This is a genomic window from Streptomyces sp. ERV7 (assembly GCF_001653515.1).
Lineage (GTDB): Bacteria > Actinomycetota > Actinomycetes > Streptomycetales > Streptomycetaceae > Streptomyces.
In genome coordinates, this window is the sequence record NZ_LYOY01000040.1 from 60,496 (window position 1) to 72,734 (window position 12,239).

At 71.4% G+C, this 12,239-nt stretch carries 10 protein-coding genes and 1 pseudogene; 3 read left to right on the forward strand and 8 right to left on the reverse strand.

Translation table 11 applies throughout. From position 1 onward, the window contains the following. Positions 1-41: 41 nt before the first annotated feature. The gene (locus A8W25_RS14780) at positions 42-1,325 is read right to left on the reverse strand and encodes an adenylosuccinate synthase (protein WP_067161547.1); all 1,284 of its coding nucleotides are present in this window, start codon (positions 1,323-1,325) and stop codon (positions 42-44) included. 143 nt (positions 1,326-1,468) lie between these two features. Here A8W25_RS14780 and A8W25_RS14785 point away from each other — a divergent pair, with 143 nt between their 5' ends. Next, positions 1,469-2,314 (forward strand): diacylglycerol kinase, encoded by an 846-nt coding sequence (locus tag A8W25_RS14785; protein ID WP_067161551.1) that lies wholly within the window; start codon positions 1,469-1,471, stop codon positions 2,312-2,314. A gap of 343 nt (positions 2,315-2,657) precedes the next feature. Here A8W25_RS14785 and A8W25_RS14790 read toward each other — a convergent pair whose 3' ends face one another. Then, positions 2,658-4,151: an MFS transporter gene (locus A8W25_RS14790; protein ID WP_067161554.1), complete on the reverse strand. Its 1,494-nt coding sequence runs from the start codon at positions 4,149-4,151 to the stop codon at positions 2,658-2,660. A gap of 175 nt (positions 4,152-4,326) precedes the next feature. Here A8W25_RS14790 and A8W25_RS14795 point away from each other — a divergent pair, with 175 nt between their 5' ends. Continuing rightward, a complete protein-coding gene (locus tag A8W25_RS14795) occupies positions 4,327-5,094 on the forward strand; it encodes a TetR/AcrR family transcriptional regulator C-terminal domain-containing protein (RefSeq protein WP_079126089.1) in 768 nt (255 codons plus the stop codon). A gap of 39 nt (positions 5,095-5,133) precedes the next feature. On the opposite strand, the gene A8W25_RS14800 is transcribed toward A8W25_RS14795, so the two are convergent. After that, on the reverse strand, positions 5,134-6,300 hold the full coding sequence (locus tag A8W25_RS14800; protein WP_067164067.1) for a cytochrome P450: 1,167 nt from the start codon (positions 6,298-6,300) through the stop codon (positions 5,134-5,136). Between A8W25_RS14800 and A8W25_RS14805 the strand changes: the two are divergent. Beyond that, positions 6,266-6,841 (forward strand): annotated as a pseudogene (locus tag A8W25_RS14805) (FAD-linked oxidase C-terminal domain-containing protein); the annotation flags it as partial. The gene A8W25_RS14800 and the pseudogene A8W25_RS14805 sit on opposite strands and share 35 nt — an antisense overlap. A 167-nt stretch (positions 6,842-7,008) precedes the next feature. On the opposite strand, the gene A8W25_RS14810 reads toward A8W25_RS14805, so the two are convergent. From A8W25_RS14810 to A8W25_RS14830, 5 genes are all read right to left on the reverse strand, one after another. Next, positions 7,009-7,317, reverse strand: coding sequence for a hypothetical protein (locus tag A8W25_RS14810; RefSeq protein ID WP_158942550.1), 309 nt, complete (start codon positions 7,315-7,317; stop codon positions 7,009-7,011). Positions 7,318-7,600: 283 nt separating this feature from the next. Beyond that, complete coding sequence (locus A8W25_RS14815; RefSeq protein ID WP_067161560.1) at positions 7,601-8,599, reverse strand: asparaginase; 999 nt, start codon at positions 8,597-8,599, stop codon at positions 7,601-7,603. Positions 8,600-8,803: 204 nt separating this feature from the next. Beyond that, complete coding sequence (locus A8W25_RS14820) at positions 8,804-9,877, reverse strand: sensor histidine kinase (protein ID WP_234386460.1); 1,074 nt, start codon at positions 9,875-9,877, stop codon at positions 8,804-8,806. A gap of 44 nt (positions 9,878-9,921) precedes the next feature. Beyond that, positions 9,922-10,647 carry a response regulator gene (locus A8W25_RS14825; protein WP_067161566.1) on the reverse strand — a complete coding sequence of 242 codons (726 nt, stop codon included), beginning with the start codon at positions 10,645-10,647 and terminating at the stop codon, positions 9,922-9,924. A gap of 114 nt (positions 10,648-10,761) precedes the next feature. Next, entirely contained in the window at positions 10,762-12,222 is a 1,461-nt protein-coding gene (locus tag A8W25_RS14830; RefSeq protein WP_067161569.1) for an MFS transporter, read from the reverse strand. Positions 12,223-12,239 lie beyond the last annotated feature (17 nt).

Here is a 12,239-nt window from a genome sequence, read left to right on the forward strand (position 1 = left end):
CCGGTACGAACGTACCGACGGCCCCGCAGCACACCTGTCGCCTACAGGAAGGAGTTGATCTCGATCGTCTCGGTCCGGCCGGGGCCGACACCGATCGCGGAGATCGGCGCGCCCGACATCTCCTCCAGCGCCTTCACGTACGCCTGCGCGTTCTTCGGCAGGTCGGAGAAGGTCTGCGCCTTGGTGATGTCCTCGGACCAGCCCGGCAGCATCTCGTAGATCGGCTTCGCGTGGTGGAAGTCGGTCTGCGAGTACGGGAGCTCCTCGACGCGCTTGCCGTCGATCTCGTACGCGACGCAGACGGGGATCTGCTCCCAGCCGGTCAGGACGTCCAGCTTGGTGAGGAAGAAGTCGGTGAGGCCGTTGACGCGGGTCGCGTAACGGGCGATCACCGCGTCGAACCAGCCGCAGCGGCGGTCGCGGCCGGTGGTGACACCGCGCTCGCCGCCGATGCGGCGCAGGTCCTCGCCGTCCTGGTCGAACAGCTCGGTCGGGAACGGGCCCGCGCCGACGCGCGTCGTGTAGGCCTTGAGGATGCCGATGACGCGGCTGATCTTCGTGGGGCCCACGCCCGCGCCGGTGCAGGCGCCGCCGGCGGTCGGGTTCGACGAGGTCACGAAGGGGTACGTGCCGTGGTCGACGTCGAGGAGCGTGCCCTGGCCGCCCTCGAAGAGGACGACCTTGCCCTCGTCGATCGCGTTGTTGAGGATCAGCGTCGTGTCGGCGACGAACGGCTTGATCTGCTCCGCGTACTGGAGCATCTCCTCGACGATCTTGCCGGACTCGATGGCACGCCGGTTGAAGACCTTGGCGAGGAGCTGGTTCTTGCCCTCCAGCGCCGCCTCGACCTTCTGCTCCAGGATCGACTCGTCGTAGAGGTCCTGGACGCGGATGCCTACGCGGTTGATCTTGTCCGCGTAGGTCGGGCCGATGCCGCGACCGGTGGTGCCGATCTTGCGGGAGCCGAGGAACCGTTCCGTCACCTTGTCGAGGGTGACGTTGTACGGCGTGATCAGGTGAGCGTTACCGCTGATGAGCAGCTTGGACGTGTCGACGCCGCGCTCGTTCAGCCCGCTCAGCTCGGAGAGCAGGACCGCCGGGTCGACGACGACTCCGTTGCCGATGACCGGGGTACACCCCGGCGAGAGGATCCCGGAAGGGAGAAGATGCAGCGCGTACTTCTGGTCGCCGACGACGACCGTGTGGCCGGCGTTGTTGCCGCCTTGGTAGCGCACCACATAGTCAACAGATCCACCGAGGAGGTCGGTGGCCTTTCCCTTGCCCTCGTCACCCCACTGAGCACCGAGCAGCACAAGTGCGGGCACAGGCGTACACCCCTTCCGGGCGGGGCATGTCCAAGGTCAGGGGCTTGTCGCCGCCTCACCAATGTGCCCCGGAATAGACGAAGCCCCTGGCGCAATAGCGCAAGGGGCTCTTGCACAAAGATGCTACCCGAGGAAGGACCGAAGTGTCGGCTGCCGACCAGCTACTGGTGGTCATCGACCCGGTCGCCCGCCGTATCGACGGCGAGTCCGTACGGATCGCGAAGGATGTGCTGTGTGCGGGTGCACAGGCGAAAATATGCTGGCCGGAGGGGGTGGAGGAGTTCTCGCGCGCCCTGGCCCGGCGGGGTGGGCGACGGCCGGTGGTGGTGGGTGACGACCGGGCGCTGCTACGTACTGTGACCTTGCTCCAACGGGAACCCGAGCTGCCCGGCCCGGCCCTGGCGCTGGTGCCCGTGGGCACCGCCCCTTCCGTGGAACTTGCCAGGTCACTGGGGGTGCCGACGGGGGCGGTGGCGGCGGCCCGGGCGGTCCTGGACGGCTCCCCCCACCGCCTCGACCTGCTGGTCGACGACAGCGGGGGTGTGGTCCTCGGCGATCTGTGCATTCCGGCGCTGGCGCCGGTGCGGGCCGTTCCGCCGACGGTGTGGGGGACGTGCCGCTCGCTGGTCCGCACGCTGGTGCGCACCCCCACGCCGGTGGCGGCGGCCGTCGCCCACCGGTTGCGGGTGGAGGCGGACGGGGTGCTCCTGTCCGACCTCGACCGCCCGGTCGCGGGCGTGTCCCTGGCGTCCGGGGACGGCGCGGCCCATGTCGTCGTCGAGCCGCGTTCGGGGGCGGTGGTACGGGCGCGGGCCCGGGCGGTGACGGTGTCCGTGGGCGGGGCGCCGGGTTCGGCCGGGTCCCTGTCCGGGGACGGGTTCCGCTACCGGGCGGGGCCGGTGGTGACGGGGCCGGTGCGGAGCCGCACGTGGACGGCGGGTTCGTGGACCCTGACCCTGCCGGGTCCCTCCGGGGGCGGGTGGGGGTAAGTCCGGTTCTCCCGGGGGCGTACGCCCCCGGCCCCCTTTGCGGGGCCTGCGGCCCCCACACCCCACTTCGGGGCTCCGCCCCGGGCCTTGTGCGTGACCTGCGGGCCCGGTGGGGGCTGATCGCGCAGTTCCCCGCGCCCCTGGGTAGTCAGGGGCGCGGGGAACTGCGCGAGCAACCCAGCACGGTCCGCAGGAGACCACGGGTTCAGGGGCGCGGGGAACTGCGCGAGCAACCAGCCACGGGCCGCGGACGAACGACGGGCTCTTCAGGGGCGCGGGGAACTGCGCGACCAGCCCCCACCGGCCCGCGGGTGAACACCGCGGGCCGGGACGGGCAGGGGGCTCAGGCCACCCGCTCCCGCTCCGCGACCGGCTCGGCCACCGCCTGACCGTCCCGCATCAGCACCGCCGCCAGCACCGCCGCCACCAGCACCCCCACCGCGCTCACCGCGAACGTCGTCGACATCGCCGCCGTGAAGGCCGAGTGAGCCGTCCGTATCAGGGTCGCGTCGCCCTGGGCCGTCGCCAGCGCGCCCGCGATCGAGTGGCGGGCGGCGTCCGGCGTGTCCGAGGGCATCTCGGACGCGAAGCCGCTCGACAGGAGCGAGCCGAGGATCGCGATGCCCAGCGCCGTACCGGCCTGCTGGATCGTGTCGTTCAGGGCCGAGCCCACCCCCGCCTTGTCCGCCGGGATCGTCCCCATCAGCGCGCCGACCGCCGCCGGCATCGCCAGGCCCGCACCGAGGCCGAGCAGGCCGAGCGCGATCGCCGGGACCGTGAAGCCCGAGGACGCCGTGACCGTGGTCAGCAGCGCGAAGGACGAGGCCATCACCAGCATCCCGGCCACGATCAGCCACCGGTTGCCGATCCTCGCCGCCAGCTGCGCACCCGCCGTGTTGCCCACCAGCGCCGTCACCGCGAGCGGCACGAACGCGAGGCCCGCCTTGACCGGCGAGTAGCCGAGGACGAACTGGAGGTACTGGGTGAGCACCAGCAGCAGCCCGCCCGTACCGATCTGCACCAGCGCCAGCGACACCGAACCGCCGCTGAAGTTGCGGTGCCGGAACAGGACCAGCGGCACCATCGGCGCGGGCGTGACGTTCTCCCAGATCACGAACCCGGCGAGGGCGAGGACCGCGACCGCCAGGGTGATCAGCGAACGGCCGCCGAACGCCCCGTGCTGCGGAATCTCGATGATCCACCAGATCAGCGCGGTCATCCCCGCCGCCGACAGCACCGCACCCAGCGGATCTGGCTTCTGCCACGGCGCCTTCGACTCCGGCATGAGGACCAGGCCCGCGGCGATGGCCAGCGCCACGACCGGGATGTTGATGAGGAAGATCGAGTGCCAGGAGAAGTGGTCGATCAGTACGCCGCCGAGCACCGGGCTGCCGACCAGGCCGAGCATCGACACCGAGCCCCACGCCGCCATCGCCTTGCCGCGCTCCTCCTCGTCGAAGACGGTGATGAGGATGGAGAGGGTGGAAGGCATGATCAGCGCCCCGCCGACGCCCATCGCCACCCGTACGGCTATGACCTCGCCGGGATTCGTGCAGAAGACCGCCGCCAGCGACGCCGCCCCGAAGAGCAGCAGGCCGATGATCATCACCTTCCGGCGGCCGAAGCGGTCGCCGAGGCTGCCGGAGGTGAGCAGCAGGCCCGCGAACACCAGGATGTAGGAGTCGAGGATCCACTGCGTGTCCTGGGCGCTCGCGCCGAGGTCCTCCGTCATCGACGGCACCGCCACGGTCAGCGCCATGCTGTCGATCACCAGCACGAGCGAGCTGAGGCACAGCACGATCAGGATCCACCAGCGGCGTGGATTGCGGGTCTCCATGGGGTTCTTCCTCTCGGCTGCGCACATCGTTCCGTCGATGCGCACACTGTACGCAGACAGGAACAGTGTGCGCAACTGTCTATCGCTGTACGCTGGATGCGAACGTCGTACGCACGGACCACGACCGAGACCGAGACCTCGACCTCGTCCTCGTCCTCGACCGCGAAGGAGCGTCATGGCCCCCAGGACCACCAAGACCACTGCCAAGACCACCGCCAAGGCGAACCAGAACCCGAACCCGAACCCGATCCCGTCCGTCTGGGCCCGCCAGCCGCGCGAGCCCGACCAGCCCGCGCTCAGCCGGGCCGCGATCGTCCGCGAGGCGGTCGTGATGCTGGACGCCGACGGCATCGAGGCGCTCAGCATGCGCAAGCTCGGCGCCCGGCTGAACGCGGGCGCCACCTCCCTGTACCGGCACGTCGCCACCAAGGACGAGCTCATGGAGCTCGCGGTGGACGAGGTGTTCGGGGAGATCGCGGTGCCCGCCGCCGACAGCCCCGACTGGCGGGCCGCCACCACCGAGGCCGCCCAGTCCTTCCGCGCGACGGCCCTGCGCCACCGCTGGCTGGCCTCGGTCCTCGGCCAGGCGGGCCTCGCCTATCTGGGCCCCAACCTGATGGCGTTCTCCGAGCGGCTCGCCGCGCTCTTCGCGGGCGCCGGGTTCCCGGAGCCGGAGCGCGCGATCGAGACGGTGCTGTCGTACGTGATCGGGATGAGTACGACGGAGGCGGCGTGGCTCACCACGGTCGCCCGTTCCGGCGAGTCCGAGGCGGACTTCGTCGCCCATCTGATGCCCGCCGCGCGCCAGGCCGCGGCGGACCACGAGCACCTGGCGGAGGCGTACGCGGCGACGGAGGCCCCCGACCCGGCCGCGCTGCGCGACGACAAGTTCGCGTACGGCATGGAAGTGGTCCTGGACGGCCTGGCACTGAGGCGCCCCTAGCCCCCTGCCGTGGACCGCCCCCTCTCCTCTCCTCTCCCTCTAGACCTCCACTTGGAGAGCGGTGAGGCCCCGGATCACGTACCCCGGCTTCCAGCGCGGCTCGGTGAGCAGCCGCATGTCCGGGGCCTCGCGGAGCAACAGGCCGAACGACACGGCGAGTTCGAGGCGGGCGAGGGGGGCGCCGAGGCAGTAGTGGATGCCCGCGCCGAAGCTGACGTGCCGGTTGGTGGCGGGCGGGCGGCGTACGTCGAAGGTGTCCGGGTCCTCGAACACCGCCGGGTCGCGGTTGGCGGAGCCGAAGAGCAGCGCGACCTCGGAGCCGCGTGGCAGGAGGGTGCCGCCCACCTCGATGTCGTCGAGCACCCAGCGTTCGAAGAGCTGCAACGGGGTGTCGTAGCGCAGCAGTTCCTCGATGGCGCCGGGGAGGAGGGCGGGGTCGGCGCGCAGCAGCGCGAGCTGCTCGGGGTGGCGGAAGAGGGTCCACCATCCGTTGGCGGTGGTGTTGACGGTGGCCTCGTGGCCGGCGTTGAGGAGCAGGACGCAGGTGGAGATCATCTCCTGCTCGGTGAGGGTGGTGCCGTCGGTGTCGTGGACGGCGATGAGGGCGGAGACGAGGTCGGGGGCGGGGGTGCGGCGCCGGGCTCGGATCAACTCCCGCAGATAGGCCGAGAATTCGACCGACGCCCGGACGGCGCGGGTGGCGGTCTCCTCGTCCGGGTTGAGCTCGTACATCCCGCAGATGTCGGCCGACCAGGGGCGCAGCAGGTGGCGGTCGGTTTCGGGGATGCCGAGCATCTCGGCGATCACGGCGACGGGGAGGGGCTCGGCGACCTCGGCGAGCAGGTCCCCGCCGCCGGCGGCGACGAAGTCGCCCACGAGCCGGTGGGCGATGCGCTCGACGACGGGCCCGAGCTCCTCGACGCGCCGAGGCGTGAACGCCTTCGCCACGAGCCGCCGGATCCGGGTGTGGTCCGGGGCCTCCAGGTCGAGGATCCCGTGGTCGTTGAGGGTGTGGAAGGGCTCGTGGGACGGGGGCGGGGGCGTACGGCCGAACTCCTCGTGGGTGAACCGGTGCAGGTAGGTCCGGCCGAGCCGGCGGTCTCGGAGGAGGGCGGAGACGTCGGCGTGGTGGGGGATGAGCCACTGGTTGGTGGGGGTGTAGTGGCCCCCCCCCGTCGACGCCCCCCTCGCCGACGCCCTCGACATCGCCCGCAGCCACGGCGGCCACGCCGAGCCGCCCACCACGGACCGTGACGCCCCCGCCGACCCGGCCGTCAGCGCCTGGCGCTCGGCGTTCCTGCGGATGCCCTACCTGCGCGACGGCCTCGCCCGCATGGGCGCCGTCGTCGAGACCTTCGAGACCTCAGCCACCTGGGACCGGATTCCCGCGCTGATCGACACCGTCCGTACCGAGGTCGCGGCCGCCGCCCTCAAGGCCACCGGGCACCCCGCCACCATCAACTGCCGTCTGACCCACGTCTATCCCGACGGCGCCGCCCCCTACTTCACGGTCGCCGTCGCGGGCCGCCCCGGTGCGGAAGTCGAGATCTGGGACGAGATCAAAGCCGCCGCCACCGACGTCCTGCACCGCCACCACGCCTCCATCACCCACCACCACGCCGTCGGCCGCGACCACCGCCCCGGCTACGACCTCCAGCGCCCCGAGCCCTTCGCACTGGCCCTGCGCGCCGCGAAGAACGCCCTGGACCCCCACCACGTCCTCAACCCAGGCGTCCTGATCGACTGACCGACAGCACCCGTCGGCCAGGACCGGAGCTCGGTGTTGGAGAGCCGCGCCTGCGCTCCCGAGTCGCAGCCGTCATCACCACAGGCGTCCCGGATCTGTAGCAGGCGCTGGGGAGCCGCGGGTGTCTCTTTCCGCGGGAGGTAATCCCGCGGAAAGAGACGCTCGATTTACGGGTAGGTGAATATGGCCGTCGCCACCCACGTGCCATTCTGCGCGTGAGCCGCGACATAGGCGTTGAGGCCTGTCTGCAGGGAGCCGGATCGGTAGGGCCCCTGCGTAAGGTCGAACGTGACGTCTCCGTTGGCGGTGGTCACCACGAGGGAACCGGTCTTCACCGCGGAGATCCTCCCGCTGAAGCCCACGGTCGCGGACCACGCCGAATCGGCCACGCGGCTGATCTGCGCGACGTGCTCTGCTGGAGCCGCCTGCGCCATCGGCCCGCATACGGTCAGTACGCCGACCGTTCCGGCGGCCACAATAGCGAGCCTGGCGATCTTCCCGGAATTTCGCATTGCACTCCCTTTCGTAAGGATGCCCAGTTGGACGAGCCGAACTCCGTCGAATACGGGTCGGCTGTCCGGACGCTAACAGCGCGCCCTGCGCATATGCGATTTCCTTTCGCGTTCCTTTCGAAATTCCCTTTCGGGTTCCGCCTCATAGGGGTGAATGCGGACGAACGCCGGTCCGCCGCCCGCCACCGCCATCCGGTCCGCCCCCTCCAGCAGCGCGCATGGGCAGCTGTCGACTGGAGAGATGAGTTCAGCCGGCGACGACGCCAAAGATCTCGCGAACCGATGCCCCTTCGGCGCCGTGAGCCAGCGCGGCGTGGAGAAGCAGCCGTGCCTGGTACGGGCTGAGGTCGCCTGCTCCGATGAGTCCTCGGCCCAGTAGGTCCTTCTCTGAGCCAGGGAAGCCGTACGTGTCGGACAGGACAGGGCCGTTGCCGATGCGGGAGGCGAGAACTACGGGGATGCGGGACGCGAGCTTGGTGAGTGGCTCGACGAGGCGTTCGGGGACGTGGCCGACACCGAAGGCCGCGACCACCAGCCCGTCGCAGTGGCCCTCCCACACGTCGAGGAGGACGCCGTCGTCGCCGAACGTGACGGTGTACAGCCCGACGCGCGCCTGCCGGGAGGGGGCTTCGAGCAACGGTCGGCGGCGCGGCAGGCTGCCCGTCAACCACACCGTGTTCTCTGCGACCCGGGCGATCGGGCCGCACGCGGGTGAGGTGAAGGCAGCCGGGCTGGTGGTGTGGGACTTGCGGACGTTGCGAGCCGCATGGATCTCGTCGCCGAGCAGCACGAGGCAGCCGGCACCGCGAAGGCCGGGGTCGGCGGCGGCCAGGACGGCGGCGTGAATGTTGGCCGGGCCATCGGCACCGGGAAGGGTGGGATTGCGCATCGCACCCGTGACGATGACGGGCTGCTCGTGGCCGTGGTAGAGGTCGAGGAGGAAGGCTGTCTCCTCGATGGTGTCGGTGCCCTGGGTGATGACGACGCCGTCGACCTCACCGCCCTCCAGCTCCGCCGCGATCGCGGCCGACAGGTCGGTGAGATCCTCGAACGTCAGAGAAGCACCGGGCAGACGGCGGAAGTCCCGCACCTTGAGGCTGACCCCACTCGTCGCCAGGGCGGGCACTGCGGCCAGGAGATCGTGGGCCGAGAGCGCGGGTACGACGCCTCCCGTGGCCGGATCCGTCGTCATCGCGATCGTGCCACCGAGGGAGAAGACCGCCACCTTCCTGGCCGACACCGTCATATCCCTGCTCCCCTGTCCGGACTTCGCCCAGCTCGGCCTCACGGATGGTGCACGCAGGCTATCGGGCCGACGCTGTACGGGCACGCGGACCCGATCACGCACCGGCGAGCCGAAGCACACAGGCGCAGCGGAGGTGGGCTGAGGATCCGCACGGGCCATACGCGAGTGGGACGCTTGGGGCTGATCCGGTGAGCCCGCCCCCGCCTAGCCTGAAGCGATGGGGAGGGTGGCGCCGACCACGAAGCCACCGGCGTCATCCGGCCCCGCGCTGAAGAAACCCCCCAGCAGATGGACACGCTCGCTCAGGCCGATCAGGCCGTGGCCACCGCTGGGCAGATCCAGCGGCGCAGCGCCGGGTAGGGGTGCGGCATTGCGAATCTCCACCTGCAGCTCGTTGCCCTCGCAGCGCAGACAGACGCGGACTTTGGCGCCAGGGGCGTGTTTGCGGACGTTGGTCAACGCCTCCTGCACGATTCGGTAAGCCGCCCTCTCCACACCCTCCGGACACGATGCGCACGCCTGGTCACAGATGTCCGCATCCACCTCCAGAGCGCTCTCGGCGATGAGCCGGGGAAGGTCCGACAGGCGGGGCTGGGGCCGACGCTCCACCGAACCCGCTCCACCGGCCCGCAGCACACCGACCATGTGGCGCAGTTCGTCCAGGGTCCTGACGGAGAGCGTACGAATCGTGTCGGCGGTCTCCCGCGCCACCGGATCCACGGTGCTCATACGCAGCGCCCCGGCCTGCAGGCTGATCAGGCTGACCTGATGGGCCACGACGTCGTGCATCTCGCGGGCCAGCTGCGTGCGCTCGGTGGCGAGCACCTGCTCCGCCAGCAGGCGGTCCTCCCGGCTCCGACCCTCGGTGAGCTCCCTCAGACGCACCGCGAGCTCACCGCGCAGCGCGACCGCCCGCCCGAGGGCGACCGCGGCGATGGCTGCCCCCAAGGAGCTTTCCACCCAGACCGGATGCGCGTTCCTGTCCCGCACAGCCGCCATCTCCAGCGGGTACGGCAGGTAGTACGCGAAAATCACCAGCAGAGCGCAGCTCGTCAGCAGCAGGCGGTTGGGCCTGAAACGGCTGACGGTGTACAGCGCGGTCAGCCCGGCCAGCCACGAGGTGCCCATGTACAGGCCCGGAATGGTGGCCAGCAGCGTGACGACCGGCATGCGCAACCGGGCGAACAACGCCAGCGCCGCACCCACCGAGAGTGTCCGCTCCAGAACAGTGAGGGGAGCGCCGTCCGAGATGAAGGTGTCCGCGAGGCCCAGGACCACCGGGCCGAGAAGAGACAGTCGGCGCCCCTGGGCAGGCGTGAGTGTCATACCTGATGCCGGCGCTCATCAGCGCGGCCGGCCACCAGCCCGGCCCGCTCCGCGATGACGGCCGCTTGTACGCGGTTGAGTCCGCCCAGTTTCCCGAGCAGCGCGCTCACGTGGTCCTTGACGGTTCCGTGCGCGAGGTGCAGCCCGGCCGCGATCTCCGCGTTGGAGAGCCCCTGCCCGAGCAGTACGAGCACCTCCCGCTCCCGGTCGGTGAGTCCTTCCACCGCCCGCTTCGCCTGCTCGGAGCCACCGGCCCCGTCCACGTACCCACCGATCACCGTGCGGGCCACACCGGGGTCGAGCGTGCTTCCCCCGGCGGCCAGCACACGGACGGCCTGGGCGAGCTGTTCCGGCTCGGTGTCCTTCAGCAGGAAACCCGATGCCCCCGCACGCAGTGCGGTGGCGAGGTACTCGTCCGTGTCGAACGTGGTCAGCATGGTGACGGCGGGCAGCCGCTCCCCCAGGGCGGCAGTGAGCTGGTTCAGTACGGTCAGCCCGTCCACGTCCGGCATCCGGATGTCCAGCATCACGACGTCGGGCCGCTGCGCGAGGACGGTGTCCACCGCCTGGCCCCCGGCGCAGTCCGCGACCACCTCGATGTCAGGCGCCGCACCCAAGATCATCCGCAGGCCCGAGCGGACCAGCTGCTCGTCGTCGACGACGACCACGCGGATCGCCCGATCTTCCCGTTCCGATCCCACGCGTCCGACTCTAGGTCCCATATGTCCACCGCGCCGCGCGGGACGGGGGAGGCCCTGACCCCGCCGGGTGGCGGGGGCGGAGGCCTACGCCAGGGGGATCCGTCGGCGGCCCGGCGCGGGCCATGGTGGGTGGGGTCAAAGTTCGCGGTCGCGTTCCAGCGGGGGGCCCGTGACGCCGCACGACACGCGGCACTCCGGATGGCACGCCCCCACCCCCGGGCGGCGGACCGTCGCGAAGGCCAGGGCCGAGCCCAGGACCAGCACTCCCGCACACACCGGCATCGCCCGCCGGAACGTCGAGCCGAACTCCGCCGCCGAGCGGTACGCCGACGGGGACATGCCCGCCACCAGCGGCAGCGCCGCCACCGCGATCAGCCCCGCCGCCCGCGCCGCCGCGTTGTTGATGCCGCTCGCCAGCCCCGCCCGGCCCGCGTCCACCGACGCCAGCACCGTCGCGGTGAGCGGCGCGACCAGGGTCACCATGCCCAGGCCGAGGACGACGACCGCGGGGAGCACGTCACGTATGTAGGACGCGTCCACGCCCACCCGCAGCATCAGCAGCATCCCGCCCGCGCACAGCAGCGGCCCCACCGTCAGCGGGACGCGCGGGCCGATCCGCTCGCCCAGCTCGCCCGAGCGGGCCGAGAGCAGGAGCATCAGGACCGTCGTCGGGAGCAGGGCGGCGCCGGCGCCGAGCGCCGAGTACCCCGCCACCACCTGGAGCTGGAGCGCCGCCAGGAAGAAGAAGCCGCCGAACGCCGCGTACACGCACACCGTCACCAGGTTCACCGCCGTGAACTGGCGCGAGGCGAAGATCTCGGGCGGGAGCATGGGGTCGGCGAGGCGCCGTTCGAGGCGGAGGAAGGCCGGCCCGAGCGCGACCCCCGCCAGCGCCGCGCCCAGGACCAGCGGTGACGCGCCCCGGCCGGGCGCCTCGATCAGCGCGTACGTCACCAGGGCCAGCGCCAGGGCCCCCAGCACCGCGCCCGTCACATCGAACCGGGCCGTGTGCACGCGCGCGTCCCTGGACTCCGGTACGTGCCGCAGCGCCACCGGGACGCAGAGCGCGGCCAGCGGGACGTTCAGCAGGAAGACCCAGCGCCAGCCGGGGCCGTCCACCAGCCAGCCGCCCAGGAACGGCCCGACGGCCGCGCCGACCCCGCCCAGCCCGGACCAGATGCCCACCGCGCCGGCCCGGTCGTCGGGGTGGAAGCTCGCCTGGATGAGGGCGAGCGAGCCGGGGGTGAGGAGCGCGCCGCCGACGCCCTGGAGGGCGCGCGCGGCGATCAGGACGCCCGCGTCGGGCGCCAGCCCGCACAGCAGTGACCCGGCGGCGAACCAGACGACGCCGACGACGAAGACCTTGCGGCGGCCGTACCGGTCCCCGAGCGCCCCGCCGAGCAGGATCAGCCCGGCCAGCGTCAGCATGTACGCGTTGACGGTCCACTGGAGCACCGCCATGTCCGCGTCCAGGTCCGCCCCGATGCGCGGCAGGGCCACATTGACCACCGTCGAGTCGAGCATCGCCATGCCGGACCCGAGCACGGTCGTGAACAGCACCCACCGCCCCGCCGCCGTGCCCATCCGTACGCTCATGGATCCACTCTCGCCGA

Excerpts from the sequence above, each read along its gene's own strand:
- A8W25_RS14790 (WP_067161554.1), bottom strand. The coding sequence starts at position 4,151 with ATGGAGACCCGCAATCCACGCCGCTGGTGGATCCTGATCGTGCTGTGC.
- A8W25_RS14795 (WP_079126089.1), top strand. The coding sequence starts at position 4,327 with ATGGCCCCCAGGACCACCAAGACCACTGCCAAGACCACCGCCAAGGCG.
- A8W25_RS14800 (WP_067164067.1), bottom strand. The coding sequence starts at position 6,300 with ATGTCGAGGGCGTCGGCGAGGGGGGCGTCGACGGGGGGGGGCCACTAC.
- A8W25_RS14815 (WP_067161560.1), bottom strand. The coding sequence starts at position 8,599 with ATGACGGTGTCGGCCAGGAAGGTGGCGGTCTTCTCCCTCGGTGGCACG.
- A8W25_RS14825 (WP_067161566.1), bottom strand. The coding sequence starts at position 10,647 with ATGGGACCTAGAGTCGGACGCGTGGGATCGGAACGGGAAGATCGGGCG.
- A8W25_RS14830 (WP_067161569.1), bottom strand. The coding sequence starts at position 12,222 with ATGAGCGTACGGATGGGCACGGCGGCGGGGCGGTGGGTGCTGTTCACG.